Source organism: Methylobacterium sp. 22177, from assembly GCF_052045615.1.
Classification (GTDB): Bacteria; Pseudomonadota; Alphaproteobacteria; order Rhizobiales; family Beijerinckiaceae; genus Methylobacterium; species Methylobacterium radiotolerans.
This window is the reverse complement of record NZ_JBQEPK010000021.1, coordinates 78755-95813: the sequence shown is the minus strand read 5'-3', so window position 1 is coordinate 95813 and position 17059 is coordinate 78755. Positions and strand designations below refer to the sequence as shown.

The 17059-nt window shown below is 72.8% G+C and carries 15 protein-coding genes; 12 read left to right on the top strand and 3 right to left on the bottom strand.

All coding sequences use genetic code 11. From position 1 onward, the window contains the following. The first annotated feature begins 57 nt into the window (after positions 1–57). Both ACTJK8_RS19100 and ACTJK8_RS19095 read left to right on the top strand, forming a co-directional pair. A complete protein-coding gene (locus tag ACTJK8_RS19100) occupies positions 58–465 on the top strand; it encodes a DUF4174 domain-containing protein (RefSeq protein ID WP_058607956.1) in 408 nt (135 codons plus the stop codon). 149 nt (positions 466–614) lie between these two features. Then, positions 615–791, top strand: coding sequence for a hypothetical protein (locus tag ACTJK8_RS19095; protein ID WP_012320668.1), 177 nt, complete (start codon positions 615–617; stop codon positions 789–791). A 13-nt stretch (positions 792–804) separates the two neighbouring features. On the opposite strand, the gene ACTJK8_RS19090 is transcribed toward ACTJK8_RS19095, so the two are convergent. From ACTJK8_RS19090 to ACTJK8_RS19080, 3 genes are all read right to left on the bottom strand, one after another. Next, positions 805–1200: a hypothetical protein gene (locus ACTJK8_RS19090; protein WP_127992567.1), complete on the bottom strand. Its 396-nt coding sequence runs from the start codon at positions 1198–1200 to the stop codon at positions 805–807. Between the two features lie 110 nt (positions 1201–1310). After that, positions 1311–1697 carry a hypothetical protein gene (locus ACTJK8_RS19085; protein ID WP_024829154.1) on the bottom strand — a complete coding sequence of 129 codons (387 nt, stop codon included), beginning with the start codon at positions 1695–1697 and terminating at the stop codon, positions 1311–1313. Between the two features lie 68 nt (positions 1698–1765). Beyond that, the gene (locus tag ACTJK8_RS19080; protein WP_059410285.1) at positions 1766–2695 is read right to left on the bottom strand and encodes a sulfite oxidase heme-binding subunit YedZ; all 930 of its coding nucleotides are present in this window, start codon (positions 2693–2695) and stop codon (positions 1766–1768) included. Between the two features lie 207 nt (positions 2696–2902). Here ACTJK8_RS19080 and ACTJK8_RS19075 point away from each other — a divergent pair, with 207 nt between their 5' ends. From ACTJK8_RS19075 to ACTJK8_RS19030, 10 genes are all read left to right on the top strand, one after another. Next, entirely contained in the window at positions 2903–3913 is a 1011-nt protein-coding gene (locus tag ACTJK8_RS19075) for an aldo/keto reductase (RefSeq protein ID WP_043074265.1), read from the top strand. A gap of 337 nt (positions 3914–4250) precedes the next feature. After that, the gene (gene rimP / locus ACTJK8_RS19070; protein WP_440762353.1) at positions 4251–5015 is read left to right on the top strand and encodes a ribosome maturation factor RimP; all 765 of its coding nucleotides are present in this window, start codon (positions 4251–4253) and stop codon (positions 5013–5015) included. Between the two features lie 64 nt (positions 5016–5079). Then, positions 5080–6717: a transcription termination factor NusA gene (gene nusA / locus ACTJK8_RS19065; RefSeq protein WP_012320663.1), complete on the top strand. Its 1638-nt coding sequence runs from the start codon at positions 5080–5082 to the stop codon at positions 6715–6717. 22 nt (positions 6718–6739) lie between these two features. After that, positions 6740–7462, top strand: coding sequence for an RNA-binding protein (locus ACTJK8_RS19060; RefSeq protein ID WP_012320662.1), 723 nt, complete (start codon positions 6740–6742; stop codon positions 7460–7462). 76 nt (positions 7463–7538) lie between these two features. Further along, positions 7539–10451 (top strand): translation initiation factor IF-2, encoded by a 2913-nt coding sequence (infB, locus tag ACTJK8_RS19055; protein ID WP_440762352.1) that lies wholly within the window; start codon positions 7539–7541, stop codon positions 10449–10451. 103 nt (positions 10452–10554) lie between these two features. Further along, positions 10555–10983, top strand: a complete 429-nt coding sequence (gene rbfA / locus ACTJK8_RS19050; RefSeq protein WP_012320660.1) for a 30S ribosome-binding factor RbfA — start codon at positions 10555–10557, stop codon at positions 10981–10983. 66 nt (positions 10984–11049) lie between these two features. Then, positions 11050–12066: a tRNA pseudouridine(55) synthase TruB gene (gene truB / locus ACTJK8_RS19045; RefSeq protein ID WP_024829159.1), complete on the top strand. Its 1017-nt coding sequence runs from the start codon at positions 11050–11052 to the stop codon at positions 12064–12066. Between the two features lie 134 nt (positions 12067–12200). Then, positions 12201–13586, top strand: a complete 1386-nt coding sequence (locus tag ACTJK8_RS19040) for a dihydrolipoyl dehydrogenase (RefSeq protein WP_440762360.1) — start codon at positions 12201–12203, stop codon at positions 13584–13586. Positions 13587–13670: 84 nt separating this feature from the next. Continuing rightward, positions 13671–16286 carry a histidine kinase dimerization/phosphoacceptor domain -containing protein gene (locus tag ACTJK8_RS19035; protein ID WP_012320657.1) on the top strand — a complete coding sequence of 872 codons (2616 nt, stop codon included), beginning with the start codon at positions 13671–13673 and terminating at the stop codon, positions 16284–16286. Next, complete coding sequence (locus ACTJK8_RS19030; RefSeq protein ID WP_012320656.1) at positions 16283–16876, top strand: biliverdin-producing heme oxygenase; 594 nt, start codon at positions 16283–16285, stop codon at positions 16874–16876. The genes ACTJK8_RS19035 and ACTJK8_RS19030 overlap by 4 nt, the downstream gene beginning before the upstream one ends. Positions 16877–17059: the final 183 nt, after the last annotated feature.

Below are 17059 nucleotides of genomic sequence, written 5' to 3'. Positions count from 1 at the left end.
CCGTGATCGCGCGGACGAGTCGCGCGTTGTCCCGACGCGGGAGCGCGGAGCGTCGGCATGCGGGAGACGGCACTGGGACTCGGACTGGCAGCCACGACAGCCATGGCGGCGGCTGCTGCCCCGGCCGGGCCCCTCGACGGCTTTCGCGACCGGGCGCGGGTCCTGGTCCTGTCGGCGCCCGAGGCCGGGGACGCTCAGCTCCGGGCGCAGCGGGCGGCGCTGGCCTCGGTCCGCGCCGGTGTCGCCGAGCGCGACCTCGTGGTGCTGGAAGCGGTCGGTTCCGGGGCGGAGGCGCGAACCCTGCGCGAGCGCCTCGGCCTCCCCGCGGACAGCTTCCGCGCGGTCCTGATCGGCAAGGACGGGGGCGCCAAGATCACTGCAGCGGCGCCGATCGCGCCGCAGAGGCTGTTCGCCACGATCGACGCGATGCCGATGCGCCGGACCGAGATGCGCGAGCGCCGCTAGGGCCTCGGCCGGGGCCCGATCCCCTGTGCACGGCGGGGCCGCGGACACCATCGGTTAAGCCTACCGGCCTATCACCGAAACGTGTCGACGGCCGTGTACCGGCCGTCCGTTGAGGCCCGCCAGGACGCTCGGACGAGACGCTCGAATCGATGACCCGACAACAAGTCGCCACCGCCATCCGCCGCCTCGTCGACCTGCAGGTCGAGGATATCGAGCGCGCGGTCCGCGACGGCCACAAGACCATCGCGCTGAACGAGCTGGCGGATCTGAACCGCCAGCTCAAGGCCTTCGCGGCCGCACTCAGGAAGGCGCCGGCCCGGATCTGAGCCGGGCCCCGCGCTACCAGCGCGGCCCGCCCCAGCGGCGGGGTGGGATGTCCTCCGGGGGCGGAGGCGGCGGCCCGCGGTCGACGACCGGCTCGTCGCAGACCCGCACCCGCCGCAGCACCGGCTCCCCGTCCGGACCGAAGCGCCGCCGCACGAATTCCCGGCACGCTTCCGGGGACGCTTCGGGGGGCACAGCGGTGAAGCGGGGCCCTCGAACTTCGGGCTCGGGCCTCGGGCCCGGAGGAGGCGGGGGCGGCGGTGGCCGGCGCTCCGGCTCGTCCTCCTGAGCGGGGCCGCCGTAGCCGTGCGGCGGCGGGTACGGGCCGTCGAAATCGGCGGCCAGGGCCGGGCCGGCGGCGAGGAGCAGGGCGCAGAAACCGGTTCGGACGAGGAGTCGACGAGCGGGCACGGTGGCCTCGGCGTGGGCGGGCGCGCGGGGATCGCGGCCATCATCGCCGGAGGGTGCGACCGGGCGCCTGAACCGCCCCCGAGTCGCCGTGTCGGCTGACGTTCAGCCGGCTACTTCTGCATCGCGTTCACTTCGCACTGAGCGTAGTCCGCGCTCGCCTTCACGTAGGCGTTGAGCTTCTGCAGGTAGGCCTCGGCGATCGGCCGGAAGGCCTGCGCCTGCAGGTTATAGGCCTTGATCGCGTCGTTGTAGCTGTAGGCCTCCCAGCCTGGGCAGCCCTCCTTGGCGTCGAGGCAGGCGGGCTTCGGCGGCAGCGCCGGCTTGGCCGGGCGCGCGGAGGCCGGCGGCGGCTCGGGCGGCGTGCAGTCCGCGGCCGCCGGCGCGGCAGCGGCCGGCGGCGGCGCGGCGGGCGCCGCCTTGGCGGCCGGCTTCGCGGGCGTCGCGAAGGCGAGGGTCGGCGCGAGCAAGCCCGCGATCAGGAGAGGCGTGCCGCGCATGGCGTCTCGAAAGCTCCGCTGGGCCCGGGGCCGCCGGCGGCGGAGGACCGGGAGCGGGTTCTGCGGCATCAGGCCGACGGCGACAAGGGCTCCCGGACGGGCTCCCGGACGGGCTCCCGGCGGGCCGCCTGGGCCGGTCGCCTGCCCGGTGCCGGGGCCTTCGGGCCGCGCACGAGCGCCACGAGCGGGAGCGACAGGCCGACGGCCAGCACCCACCAGGCCGGCCGGATCGGCCCGGAGAAGTCCAGGTTGGCGGCGAGGACGAGGTTGGCCGGCACACCGCTGGCGAGGCCGTACCACGCGGCCTCCAGCCCGGCCGTCGCGAGCCCGGCGACGATCGCCAGGAGGAGGAGCGACCAGGGCCGCTCCGGCCACTGGAAACGCCGCATCACCCGCCAGCCCATCAGCAGCAGGAACAGGCCGGCCGAGAAGACCGGGTCGGTGACATCGATCTTCGACTGCAGGAAGTAGTGGACAAGGGCCGCCACGGCGATCGTGTAGGTGAGGCGGTGCAGGCGGTTCCAGTTCGGGCCGAGATTGCGGATCGCCGCGTCCGTGGAGGTCAACCCCAAGGCGATCAAGCCGACCAGGGCTACGAAGCCGATCGTCAGGTATAGCCGGAGTGCGATCTCCGAGATCACCTTGGTGAGGATCAGATTCTGGTCGACGGCGTAGAGGGTGAGGTGGGCCACCGCGTAGGCCATGACGGTGACGCCGAGCATGCGCCGCACGACGATGACCTTCGGCCAGTCCGCGAGGCGCCGCAGCGGCGAGATCGCCAGCGAGAAGAGCAGGAAGCGCACGGCCCACTCGCCGGTGGCGTGGATCAGGGCGGTGATCGGTTTCGCCCCGAGGGCGTCGAGCCGGTAGGCGGCCGCGAGGTAGAGCGCGGGCGCGACGCAGCCCGCGAACACCGCGAGCTTCAGCCAGGAGAGACGGCCGGCCCGGTCGAGCCAGGGGAGCGGGATGCCGAGGGGAGCGGCCAAGCGATCGATCATGGGTCCGAACGGAAGCTTCGCGGTGGACGACGGCGCCGCGCCGATGGCCCGGGCCACCGGCGGGAACGGCTGCCCGGGCCATCGGTGCCGTCACGGGTCGGTTCGCCGCGGGCAGGCGCAGGTTACAGGGCGGCGTTGACCTGTGTTGTGGTTGACCGCGCCGTTCCCGCGGCGAGATAGCGGGACGACGGAGGTTGGAAGGATCCCATGCAGTACCGCACGCTCGGCCGCTCCGGCCTCAAGGTCTCGCCGATCTGCCTCGGCACGATGATGTTCGGCGGCCCCACCGACGAGGCCACGGCCGGCCGCGTCGTCGCCAGCGCCCGGGAGGCCGGGATCAACTTCATCGACACGGCCAACGTCTACACGGAGGGCCGGTCGGAGGAGATCACCGGCCGGGCGATCAAGGCCGAGCGCGACGCCTGGGTCCTGGCCACCAAGGTCGCCAACCCGACCGGGCCGGGCGTCAACGACCGCGGCCTCTCGCGGGTCCACGTGATGAGGGCCGCCGAGGACAGCCTGCGCCGCCTCGGCACGGATGTCATCGACGTCTACTACCTCCACAAGGAGGACCACGACACGCCGCTCGCCGAGACGGTCCGGGCGATCGCCGACCTCGTGCGGGCGGGCAAGATCCGCCATTTCGGCGTCTCGAATCACCGGTCCTGGCGGGTCGCCGAGATCTGCCGGCTCTGCGACGAGGCCGGGATCGACCGGCCGGTGGTGAGCCAGCCCTACTACAACGCCTTCAACCGGATGCCCGAGACCGAGCACCTGCCGGCCTGCGCGCATTTCGGGCTCGGCGTCGTGCCGTACTCGCCGCTCGCCCGCGGCGTACTCACCGGCAAGTACGACCCCGACGCGCCGCCGCCGGCCGAGTCGCGCGCCGGCCGCCAGGATGCTCGGATGATGCAGACCGAGTGGCGCCCGGAATCCCTGCGCATCGCCCGGACCCTGAGGGAGCACGCCGAGGCCCGCGGCATCACGGCCGGCCAGTTCGCCACCGCCTGGGTGCTGAACAACCGCCTCGTCACGGGCGTGATCGCCGGGCCGCGCACGGAGGCGCAGTGGCAGGAATATCTCGGCGCCCTCGACTACGCCTTCACCCCGGAGGACGAGGCGCTGGTCGACGGGTTCGTGGCCGCGGGGCATCCGACGACGCCGGGCTACAACGATCCGGCCTATCCGCTGGAGGGGCGGGTGCCACGCAGCGGCTGAGCAAAGGCGATCTCCGACCGAACCCCTCATCCCGGGGTGCGAGCGCGGTGGGCCTCGAAGGAGGGCTCCTTCGAGGCCCCCGCGACGCTCCGGCACCGCGGGACGAGGCCGAGATCGGGACGAGCGGGCGCGCGCGGCGCGGCGGATCCACCTTGCGCTCCGGGCGCGGGACCGCTATCTAGCTCTCAACAGTTCTGATGGCAGTCGAGAGGCTGCGGTTCGGGAGTGGGCCCCACCGGGTCCGCTCTTTTTTTTCGCCGCACACCCTCTCGCCGCACGAGGCCCCACGCCGCGGGCGGCCAGGCAGGACGCCGCGAAGGTTGCGCGCTGAACATCCATGTCGTCCGAGATTGAAGCGGATCTGTCCGAGAAGCGCCTCGTCCGCGAGGCCGGGGTCGCCGCGCGCGTCGCGCAGGCGATCGAGGGGCCGCTCGCGGGCCTCGGCTTCCGGCTGGTCCGGGTGAGGATGTCCAACGTCAACGGGTGCACCGTGCAGATCATGGCGGAGCGGCCGGACGGCACCTTCACGATCGACGATTGCGAGGCGGTGAGCCGCGCGATCTCGCCGATCCTCGACGTCGACGATCCGGTGGGCGGCGCCTACAACCTCGAAGTGTCCTCGCCCGGCATCGACCGGCCGCTGGTCCGGGTCTCGGACTTCGCCCGCTGGGCGGGCTACGAGGCGAAGGTCGAGCTGAGCCCGCCGCTGGACGGGCGCAAGCGGTTCCGCGGCATCCTGGGCGCGCCCGATCCGACGGGGACGACCGTCCCGATCGACCTGCCCGACGTGAAGGAAGGGCTGCCGAGCCGCATCGACCTGCCGCTGAAGGACCTCGCCGAGGCGCATCTCGTCCTCACCGACGAGCTGATCCGCGAATCGCTCCGCCGCGGCGGGCCGCCCGCCGCGGATGAGGCCGAAGAGGCCGAGGACGAGGAGGTCGCCGCGGAGAGCGCGTCGTCGCCGGCGCGGGCGCCCTTCCAGCCGAAGGGGCCCCGGAAGGCCAGCCCCGCGGCCAAGCCCCAGAAACAGGCCCGGACCGGCCCCAAGAAGCCGGTCGTGACCAAGGCGTCCCGGCTCAAGGACCGCGACTCCCTGCACTGAGACCCCCGCGTCGGCTGCCCGGCGGCCGGCCCGAAGATTTGACGGAAGAGAAGGACCGACACCGATGGCCGTCGTCAGCGCCAACAGGCTCGAACTCCTCCAGATCGCCGACGCGGTCGCCCGCGAGAAGGTGATCGACCGCTCCATCGTGATCGACGCGATGGAGGAGGCGATCGCTAAGGCCGCCCGCTCCCGCTACGGCGCCGAGACCGACGTTCACGCCGAGATCGACCCGAAGACCGGGGCGCTCCGCCTCTCGCGCCACCTCCTGGTCGTCGATCAGGTGGAGAACGACGCCCGCGAGATCACCCTCGACCAGGCCCGCCGCTACAACCCGGGCGCGCTGGTCGGCGACGTGATCTCCGACACCCTGCCGCCCTTCGATTTCGGCCGCGTCGCCGCCCAGTCGGCCAAGCAGGTCATCGTCCAGAAGGTCCGCGACGCCGAGCGCGCCCGCCAGTTCGACGAGTACAAGGACCGCATCGGCGAGATCCTCAACGGCATCGTGAAGCGCGTCGAGTACGGCAACGTCATCGTCGATCTCGGCCGCGGCGAGGGCATCGTCCGCCGGGACGAGATGATCCCGCGCGAGACCTTCCGGCCGGGCGACCGCATCCGCTCCTACCTGTTCGACGTGCGCTCGGAAGTGCGCGGGCCGCAGATCTTCCTGTCGCGCTCGCACCCGCAGTTCATGGCCAAGCTGTTCGGTCAGGAAGTGCCGGAGATCTACGACGGCATCGTCGAGGTGAAGGCGGTGGCCCGCGATCCGGGCTCGCGCGCCAAGATCGCGGTGATCTCCCGCGACGGCAGCATCGACCCGGTCGGCGCCTGCGTGGGCATGCGCGGATCCCGGGTGCAGGCCGTCGTCGGCGAGCTCCAGGGCGAGAAGATCGACATCATCCCGTGGTCGGAGGATGAGGCGACCTTCATCGTCAACGCCCTCCAGCCCGCCGAGGTGGTGAAGGTGGTGCTCGACGAGGAGGCCGACCGCATCGAGGTGGTGGTGCCGGACGACCAGCTGTCGCTGGCGATCGGCCGCCGCGGCCAGAACGTGCGCCTCGCCTCGCAGCTCACCGGCTGGGACATCGACATCCTCACCGAGGCCGAGGAATCGGAGCGCCGCCAGAAGGAGTTCGCCGAGCGGACCCAGGTGTTCATGGAGGCGCTCGACGTCGACGAGACGGTCGGCCAGCTGCTCGCGGCGGAAGGCTTCCGCAACGTCGAGGAGATCGCCTACGTCGACATCCAGGAGCTCTCCGGCATCCAGGGGCTCGACGAGGAGACCGGCACCGAGATCCAGGCCCGCGCCCAGGACCATCTCGCCCGGATCGAGCAGGCCCACGACGCCCGCCGCACCGAGCTCGGCGTGTCCGACGAGCTGCGCGAGATCGAGGGCATCACCACGCCCATGATGGTCGCGCTCGGCGAGAACGACGTGAAGACCGTCGAGGACTTGGCGGGCTGCGCCACCGACGACCTCGTCGGCTACACCGAGGGCCGCGGTCCCGACGCCGTGCGCCACGCCGGCTACCTCGACGGGTTCGACCTGTCCCGCGCCGAGGCCGAGGCCCTGATCATGGCCGCTCGCCTGAAGGCCGGCTGGATCGAGGCTCTGCCGGAGCCGGAGACCGAGGAAGGGGCCGAGGAGGGTGCCGAGGCGGCCGAGGGCGAAGAGACCGCCCCCGCGCAGGCCGAGGCCTGAGCCGAGAGCCGGCGGAGGCGCGATGGTCGCGGTCGACACGACCCCGCCCGAGGACGGGCTGGAGGCCGGGGGGCTCGATGCCGGCCCCGGCCGCCGCTTGCCCGAGCGGACCTGCATCGTCACGCGCGTCGCGCAGGCGCCGGACGCGATGATCCGGTTCGTGCGCGGGCCGGACGGCAGCGTCGTGCCCGACCTGCGTGCCAAGCTGCCGGGCCGCGGCGCCTGGGTCAGCGCCCGCCGTGAGGCGGTCGCCACCGCGGTGCGCAAGAACCTGTTCGCCCGGGCGTTCAAGGGGCCGACACCGGCCGCCCCCGACCTGCCGGACCGGATCGTCGCGGGTCTCCGGGAGGACCTCCGGCAGGCCATCGCCATGGCCAATAAGGCGGGCTGCGTGGTCGCGGGCTTCTCGAAGGTCGAGGCGGCGATCGGCGGCCAGCCCGGCGCCATCGCTGTGATTCACGCCGCCGAGGCGAGTCCGGACGGCCGGCGGAAGATCGCGTCGGCCTTGCACAGGCGCCACGGTGACGCCATGTCAAGGATCCCGATCATCGATGACCTGTCCGAGGACGAATTGGACATGGCCTTAGGTCGGGATCATGTGATACACGCTGCGCTCGTCGCAGGAGCCGGAGCCGCCGGCTGCCTGTCGCGTTGGCGTCGGCTACGCTCCTTCGAGGGCGCCGCCGCGGCGACCGGGGAGCCCGATCCAGCCCGAATCGGCGGGATCGACGAAGCCTCACGTTGACGACGCAGGACTATTTTGACCGGCGCCACCGGGTGTCGGTTCACGGGACGATGGAAACCCTCAGGGTTCAGGCTGAATGAGCGATACGAACAACCCGGGCGACAAGACTCTGAATCGGACTTCCCCGAAGCCGCTCTCCCTCAAGCGGCCGATCGAGGCGGGCACCGTGCGTCAGAGCTTCTCCCATGGCCGCTCCAAGCAGGTCGTGGTCGAGACGGTGAAGCGCCGCGTCATCGGTGCGGCACCGGCCGCCCCCGCCCGTGAGCCTGCGCCCGCACCGCGCCCGGCGGCCCCTGCACCGACGGCGCCGCCGCCGCGTCCGGCGCAGCGCGCCGCCTCGGGCGTCGTCCTGCGCACCCTGAGCGAGCAGGAGAGCGCCGCCCGCGCCGCCGCCCTCGCCGACGCCCAGCGCCGCGAGGCCGAGGCCCGTCGGAAGGCCGAGGCGGAAGCCGAGGCGCGCCGCCGCGAGGCCGAAGAGCAGGCCCGCCGCGAGCGCGAGGCCGCCGAGGCCCGCCGTCGCGAGGACGAGGAGCGCAAGGCCGCGGCTGCGGCCGCCGCCGCGGCGGCTGAGGCCGCCAAGGCCGCCGAGGTGCAGGCCGCTGCGCCTGCACCCGCTGCCGCTGCACCTGTCGCGACGCCGGCCCGCCCGGCCGAGGCGCCGGCCCAGCCGGCCGCCGCCCGTCCCGCCGCGGCGCCCGCGCGCCCTGCGGCCACGCCGGCCCGCCAACCCGAGGCGGCCCGTCCGGCCGCCGCGCGTCCGGCGGCGCCCGCCGCGGCTCCGGCCGCGCCGCGCCCGCCGCTGACGCCGCGCCCCTCCACGGGCGAGCCGCGCAAGACCATCACGGCCGATTCGCGCAAGCCGCGCGACCTCAACTTCATGGCCCGTCCGGCCCCGGCGCCCGAGCCCGAGAAGAGCGCGACGCCGGCGACCGCCGCGCGTCCCGCCGGCACTGCGGCCGCGGCGCGCCCCGCCGGTCGCGGCGCCCAGACCAACGAGGACGAGTCCGAGACCAAGCGGGTGATCCGCCGTCCCGGCATGCCGCTCAAGATCATCGCGCCGCCGAAGACCCCGAAATCTCCGGGCGGCGACCGGAACCGTGGCCGCCTGACCATCGCCAACGCGACCTCGGGCGAGGAGGAGCGCACGCGCTCCGTCGCCTCGTTCCGCCGCCGCCAGCAGCGGATGAGCGGCCGCGGCCACGTGGAGCAGAAGGAGAAGCTGTCGCGTGAGGTGACGATCCCCGAGACGATCACCATCCAGGAGCTCGCCAACCGCATGTCGGAGCGGGCCGTGGACGTGATCCGTCTGCTGATGAAGCAGGGCCAGATCCACAAGATCACCGACGTGATCGACTCGGACACCGCCCAGCTCATCGCCGAAGAGCTCGGCCACACGGTGCGCCGCGTCGCTGAGTCCGACGTCGAGGAGGGCCTATCCTCCGACGAGCCGGATCTGGAGGAGGATCTCGATCCCCGTCCGCCGGTGGTCACCATCATGGGACACGTCGACCACGGCAAGACGTCGCTGCTCGACGCGATCCGAAAGGCGAACGTGGTCGAGGGCGAGGCCGGCGGCATCACCCAGCACATCGGCGCTTATCAGGTCGCGTCGCCGTCCGGCGACATGATCACCTTCATCGACACGCCCGGCCACGCGGCGTTCACGTCGATGCGCGCCCGCGGCGCCAAGGTCACCGACATCGTGGTGATCGTGGTCGCGGCCGATGACGGCGTGATGCCCCAGACCATTGAGGCCATCCAGCATGCCAAGGCGGCGGGTGTCCCGATGATCATCGCGGTCAACAAGATCGACAAGCCGGATGCCAAGCCGGAGCGGGTCCGCACAGAGCTGCTGCAGCACGACATCCAGGTCGAGTCGATGGGCGGTGAGACCCTCGAGTTCGAGGTCTCGGCCAAGACCGGCGCCGGCCTGCCGCAGCTTCTGGAGGGTATCCAGATCCAGGCCGAGATCATGAATCTGCGCGCGAACGAGAAGCGCGACGGCGAGGGCACGGTCATCGAGGCCCAGCTCGACCGCGGCCGCGGCCCTGTGGCTACGGTTCTGGTCCAGCGCGGCACCCTGTTCACCGGCGACATCGTCGTGGCGGGCGCCGAGTGGGGCCGCGTGCGCGCCCTGATCGACGATCTGGGCGAGAACGTGCAGTACGCCGGCCCCTCGGTTCCGGTCGAGGTGCTGGGCTTCAACGGCACGCCGGACGCCGGCGACCGCGTGATCGTGGTGCCGAGCGAGGCCCGCGCCCGCGAGGTCACCGAGTACCGCGCCCGTCAGAAGCGCGAGCGCCAGAACGCGCGGACCGGCGGTGCCAACCGCTCGCTGGTCGACATGATGCGCGACCTCAAGGAAGGTGCCGGCCGCAAGGAGCTGCCGGTCGTCATCAAGGGGGACGTGCAGGGCTCGGTCGAGGCGATCTCGGGCGCGCTGGAGAAGCTCGGCAACGACGAGGTCGCGGCCCGCATCCTTCTGGCGGGTGTCGGCGGCATCACCGAGTCGGACATCACCCTGGCGCAGGCCTCGAAGGCGGTCGTCATCGGCTTCAACGTGCGCGCCCACAAGGAGGCCCGCGAGGCCGCCGAGCGGGCCGGCATCGAGATCCGGTACTACAACATCATCTACGACCTCGTGGACGACATCAAAGCCACGCTGTCGGGGATGCTGCCGCCGACGCTGCGCGAGGAGCGTCTGGGCGAGGCCACGATCCAGGAGGTCTTCGAGGTCTCGAAGGTCGGCAAGGTCGCGGGTTGCCGCGTCACCGACGGCATCGTGGAGCGGGGCGCCCATGTCCGCCTGATCCGCGACAGCGTCGTGATCCACGAGGGCAAGCTCAAGACGCTCAAGCGGTTCAAGGACGACGCGAAGGAAGTCACCTCCGGCCAGGAGTGCGGCATGGCCTTCGAGAACTTCGAGAACATGCGCGCGGGCGACGTGATCGAGTGCTACCGGGTCGAGGAGATCCGCCGCACCCTCTGACGCTCCGGACTCATCCGGACAGGGCGGCCGCGGCACCTGCCGCGGCCGTCTTTTCTTTTTCAGGACGTGCGCCGACCGCTCCGGCGGGCCGGCCCGAGACAGAATGGCTCAGAAACCGACCTCCACCGGCCCCTCGCAGCGCCAGCAGCGCGTGGCCGAACTCGTGCGGCACGCGCTCGCCGAGGTGCTCCAGCGGGGCGACATCCAGGATCCGGTGCTCGGCACGCATGTCGTGACCGTGCCGGAGGTGCGGATGTCGCCGGACCTGAAGCTCGCCACCGCCTACGTGATGCCGCTCGGCGGCCTCGACGAGGCGCCTGTGATCGCCGCTCTGGAGCGCCACCGGAAGGTGCTGCGCCAGGCGGTGGCCCGACGGGTGAACCTGAAATTCGCGCCGGAGCTGCGGTTCCGGCGGGACGAGACCTTCGACGAGGCGGCGCGCATCGACAGGCTGCTGCGGGACGAGCGGGTCCAGCGCGACCTCGACTCCGCGCCCGAGGACGACGAACCGGAGACCGGGACGGGGCATTGAGTCCCGATACCAAGCAGAAAGGGACGGGGCATCGACCCCGGGGGACACGCGGACATGACGGTTTCCATGGAAGATTTGCCGCCGGCCGAGCGCCAGGCTCCCCTGCCGAGCGCTGAGCGCCGCGGGCCGGAGGGGCGCCGTCCTCAGCGCGGGCCGCGTCCCGACCGGCCGAAGCGCCGGGACGTCTCGGGCTGGGTGATCCTCGACAAGCATGTCGGCATGACCTCGACGCACGCGGTCGCGGTGGTGAAGCGCGCCTTCAACGCCAAGAAGGCCGGCCATGCCGGCACCCTCGACCCGCTGGCCTCCGGCATCCTGCCGATCGCCCTCGGCGAGGCGACCAAGACCGTCCCGTTCGTGATGGACGGCCGCAAGGCCTACCGGTTCACCGTCCAGTGGGGCATCGAGACCGACACCGACGATGCCGAGGGGCGCCCCGTCGCGACGAGCGATGCCCGCCCGGACCGGGCGGCGGTCGAGGCGGCGCTGCCGGCCTTCGTGGGGGCGATCGAGCAGGTCCCGCCGCGCTACTCCGCCATCAAGATCCAGGGCGAGCGTGCCTACGACCTCGCCCGCGAAGGCGAGACCGTGGAGCTGGTCGCCCGGCCGGTGCAGATCGACCGGCTCGCGGTGGTCGAGCACGACGGCGAGCGCACTGTGATCGAGGCCGAGTGCGGCAAGGGCACCTACGTGCGGGCGCTGGCCCGCGACCTCGGGCGGATGCTCGGCTGCTACGGCCACGTGGCCGCCCTGCGGCGGACCCGCGTCGGGCCCTTCTCGGAGGCCGAGGCCTGCGCGGTCTCGGCCCTGACCGACGGCAGCCCCGAGGCCGCCCTCGCCTACCTGCGCCCCGTGGAGACGGCCCTCGACTCCATCCCGGAGGTCGCGGTGTCGCGCGATCTGGGCCTGCGCCTGATGCGGGGGCAGCCGGTCATCCTGCGGGGCCGCGACGCCCCCGTCGAGGGCAAGGCCTTCGCGACCTGCGCCGGCATCCTGGTCGCCGTGGGCGACGTGGAGCGCGGCGAGCTGATCCCGCACCGGGTCTTCCACCTCGGCGGGACGGCCCCCGGCCGCAGCGCCTGACATCCCGGCTCCGCGCCGCCCGGGCGGGCGGGCGCGGGGCTCCGGCCGGTGCAGGTCGGGCTGAGACGTGAGCGCGCAGGCGGAACGAACCTGAGCCGTGACGCTTTGGCCCCGGCGGACGGTCCGGGATGCTGATGCGCGAGCTCGACTACGACGTGGCGGTGATTGGTGCCGGGACCGCCGGCATCGCGGCCCATCGCGCCGCGACGGCGGCTGGGGCGCGTTCGGTGCTGATCGAGCGCGGACCCGGCGGGACGACCTGCGCGCGGGTCGGCTGCATGCCCTCGAAGCTCCTGATCGCCGCGGGCGCTGCCGCCCACGCGGCGCGCACCGCGGACCTGTTCGGCATCCGGATTCCGGAGGTCGCGGTGGACGGGCCCGCCGTGCTGCGGCGCCTCCGCGCGGAGCGCGACCGGTTCGTCGGCAGTGTCCTCGACGGCCTCGACGATCTCCCCGAGGGCGAGCGCCTCGACGGCACGGCCCGGTTCGAGGACGACCGTACCCTCCTGGTCGACGACGCGACCCGGATCCGCTTCCGGGCGGCGGTCATCGCCACGGGATCGAGCCCGATCGTCCCCGGGCCTCTGCGCGGCCTCGGCGCGTTCGTCCTCACCACCGACACCCTCTTCGAGATCCCCGACCTCCCGGCTTCGCTGGCGGTCCTCGGCGCCGGAGCCGTCGGAATCGAGATCGCGCAGGCGATGGCGCGGCTCGGCGTCGCCGTCACGGTGATCGACGCGGGCGACACCGTCGCCGGCCTGACCCAGCCCGACCTCGCCCAGCAGGCCGCCGCGATCTTCGGCGCGGAGCTGGATCTCCACCTCGGCGCCGAGCTCCGGAAGGCCGTTCCGGAAGGCGACGGCGTGTGTCTCCACTGGACCGACCGCGCCGGCCGCGAGCGGACCACGCGGGCGGCGCGGGTGCTGGCCGCCGCCGGCCGTTCTCCTAATCTGGAGGCCCTCCGGCTTGAGGCGACCGGTCTATGCCTCGAGCCCGAAGGCATGCCGGCTTTCGACCGGCGCAGCCTCGTCTGCGCGGGGGCACCGATCCTGATCGCGGGCGACGTCGACGGCTGGAGGCCGGTGCTGCACGAGGCGAGCCGCCAGGGTGGGATCGCGGGCGCCAACGCGGCAGCCCTCGCGGCGGGCCGCCCGGTCGCGACCCCGGAGCCGTGGACGCGCCTCGCGATGGTCTTCACCCATCCCCAGGCGGCGGTGATCGGCGCGCCCTACGATCCGGAGGACGATCGACGGATTGTCGGCGCCCTGGATTTCTCGGATCAGGGGCGCGCCCGCGTGGAGGGGTTGAACCGCGGCGGCATGCGGATCTGGGCCGATCGGTCCGGGCGACTGCTCGGCGGCGAGATGCTCGGGCCGGCGGTGGAACACCTCGCGCACCTGCTCACCTACGCCGTCGCCGACGAGAAAACGGCCCAGGCCGTGCATGACCGGCCGGTATATCATCCTACGGTTGAAGAAGGGCTTACTAGTATTATGTCTAAGATGATACAGAGAAGCTGAGGCGTTGATCTTGCCGATATCACAAGCATTGCGCTCGGCCATTTCGGTCGCCATACCCCGCTGAATACGCCGGTTTCGTTCCTGATGCCGCCCAGTCAGATCCCCGATACGGACGTCGATCTCGACGCCATCGCGCCGGAGGCGCTCGACCGCCTGGACCAGGGCGTGATCGGCCTCGACCCGGCCGGCACCGTCGTGGCCTTCAGCGAGGGCGCGAGCGCGATCTCCGGGCTGTCGCGCGAGGCCGTCCTCGGGCGCGACTATTTCCGCGACGTGATGCCCGGCACGAACGTGCCGAGCTTCCGCGGCCGGTTCCTGGCGGGCGCGCGCCGCGGTGCCCTCGACGAGACCTTCGACTACGTCTTCGGCCGGCTGCCGCAGCCGCTCCGGGCCCGGATCCACATGCGTCACGGCCAGATCGGCGGCCTGCGCCCCGTGACGTGGCTGACCATCGATCCCGTCGAGAGCCTCGGGGCCGACCTGTCGCGCGAGGCGGTCCTGGCGGCGATCGGCCAGCGGGTGCGCGCCGAGCCCGTGGATGCCAGCATCTGCGAGCGCGAGCCGATCCACATTCCGGGCTCGATCCAGCCCAACGCCGTGATGCTCGCGGCCGATGCCGGAACTCTCTTGGTCGCGGCCTACTCGGCCAATGTCGGCGAGATCATCGACCCGATCGAGCCGCCGCTGGCGGGCCGGCCCCTGGCGGACGTGCTGCCGGCGGAGTTCGTCGCGGCGATCCGCGCCCGGCTCGCGAGCGGGACCCTCGACGACGGCGCCTCCATGCGCCGGACCCTGACCATCCCGGACCGCGGCGCCGCCTACCACGCCGTCGCCCACGCCCATGCCGGCCGCGTCATCGTCGAGCTCGAGCTGGAGCCGGATTCGGCCGACGATTTCGCCACGGCGAGCCAAGTCGACACCGAACTCGCCGTGGGGCGCCTGCGCGAGGCCGGGACCCTGGCGGAGGCCGCCCGGATCGCGGCCCTCGAGATCCGCGCCCTCACCGGGTTCGAGGCGGTGCTGGTCTACCGCTTCGACGTGGACTGGAACGGCGAGGCCGTGGCGGAGGACAAGGTGCCCGGCTGGTCGCGCAGCCTGCTGGGCCTGCGCTTTCCCGCCTCCGACATTCCCGCCCAGGCCCGGGCCCTCTACACCAAGGCCAAGAGCCGCTTCGTCATCGACCGCGACAGCGTCCCGGTCGGGCTGGTCGCGGCGCCCGGGGCCGGAAACGGCCCGATCGACCTGACCTTCGCCCAGCACCGCACGCTCTCGCCGATCCACCTGGAGTACCAGCGCAACCTCGGCGTGAACGGCTCGATGTCGATCTCGATCATGGTCGAGGGACGGCTCTGGGGCCTGATGATCGGTCACCATCGCCGCCCGCACTACGTCACGCCGGAGACGCGCGCGGCCGCCACGGTGCTCACCGACGCCTTCGCCATGCGGGTGGAGGAAATCGAGTCGCGCCGGCTCTGGGCCGAGCGGCAGGCGCATCTCGACGTCGAGGGACGCCTCGTGCGCGGCCTGACCCGATCCGACGACTTCGTCGCCGCCCTGACCGCCGGGACGACGACGCTGCTCGACCTGTTCAGCGCCACCGGCGCCGGCATCGTCTCCGGCGAGCGGGTCACGCTGATCGGACGGACGCCGCCGGCCGAGATGGTGGCGGCGATCGCGGGCTGGCTGCGGGCGCGCGTGCCGGAGGGCGAGGTCGTCTACAGCAGCGACAGCTTCAGCGCCGACTATCCGGAGACCGGGCCGCATCGCGAGATCGCCAGCGGCCTGCTCTCGGCCTTCGTGGACGATTCGCGCGAGAACCTGCTGGTGTGGTTCCGGCCCGAGGTGCCCAGCACGGTCACGTGGGGCGGCGACCCGCGCAAGCCCGTCCTCGCCGGAAGCGGTCCCGTGGCGGTGCTGCCCCGCCGCTCGTTCGAGCGCTGGGTCGAGGAGCGCACCGGCTTCGCCGCGCCCTTCGCGGAATGGCAGGTCCAGCTCGCCGGCTCCCTGGCCGAGGCGGTCGAGGGCGTCGTGTTGCGCCAGCGGCGCAAGATCGACGAACTCACCGGCCTGCTCGCCGAGAAGGAGCGCCTGCTCGAGCAGAAGGATCTCCTCACGCGGGAGATCGACCACCGGGTCAAGAACTCCCTGCAGATCGTCTCGGCCTTCCTGCAGATGCAGCGGCGCCAGATCGCCGACGGCGAGGCCCGGCAGGCCTTCGCCGACACCTCCGCGCGGGTGATGAGCGTCGCGCGGGTGCACGACAGCCTGTACCAGGCGGATCGGTTCGACGAGGTCGATCTCGGCCAGACCATCGAGAGCCTGTGCAACGACCTCGCGGGGCTGGCCGGCGACGGGCACGCGGTCGACATGTCGGCGGAGCCCGGCCTGATGGTGCCCTACCGCAAGGCGGTGGCGCTCTCGCTGATCGCCACGGAACTCGTCACCAACGCCTTCAAGTACGCGGCGAACCCGGCCGGCGGCGGCCGTGTCGAGGTCAGCGTCTCGGCCTCCGGCCCCGGCGAGGTCCAGCTGCGCGTCTGCGACGACGGGGCCGGCCTGCCCGACGACTGGGCCGACGCCAAGGCGCGGAGCAAGGGCTCGGGCCTCGGCATGAAACTGATCCGGGCGATGCTCGACCAGATCAACGCCAAGCTCACCGTCGCCAACAATCCCGGCGCCTGCTTCACGATCACCGCGTGAGGTCCCGCGACGGCCTGCACGCGCGGCTGCGCGCCGCGACCGATCCGGCCCACCGGGCGCTGGAGGTGTCCCTCGACTGGCAGGCGCGGGTGGCGACGCTCGACGGCTACCGGGACCTGCTGGGGCGCCTCTACGGCTTCCACGCGGTCTGGGAGGCGGCCATCGGATCGGGACTCGCCGACGAGCCGTTCCTGGCGCCGCGGCGCCGTCTCGCGCTCCTCGCGGCCGATCTCGACCATCTCGGCCTCCGTCCGGACGCGGTCGCGGCGCTCCCGCGGCCGGCCGCTCCGGCTCTCCACGGGCCGGCCGCCGCCACGGGCGCGCTCTACGTGCTGGAGGGATCGACCCTCGGCGGGCAGCTGATCGGCCGGCACATCGCCGGCCTGCACGGATTCTCCGGCGCGGGGCTCGCCTATTACCGGGCGCACGGGCCCGCCGCGGGGGCGATGTGGGCCGCCTTCCGCGCGCGCCTGGACGCGTTCGGCGACGACCCGGCCGCGGAGGCCGCGCTCACCGGCGCGGCCGTGTCGACCTTCGCGGCGATGCGCGCGTGGCTCTGCCCGGTCCCGGACCTGCCGGCCGCTGCCTGAGCCGTTCGGGCGCCGCCGAGGGCGTCGCGCTCTCCCCCGGATGGACCATCAGCCGCGACGCCGCGGAAGTCGCGACGGGCGGGACTCGGCATGCCGGAACGCATGGACGCGGGCCGGCGCGGCGTTTGACGGCACCGGCCGGGACGGGCGTCAATGCCGCCCGCCGTCCCGACTGAGAGGTCC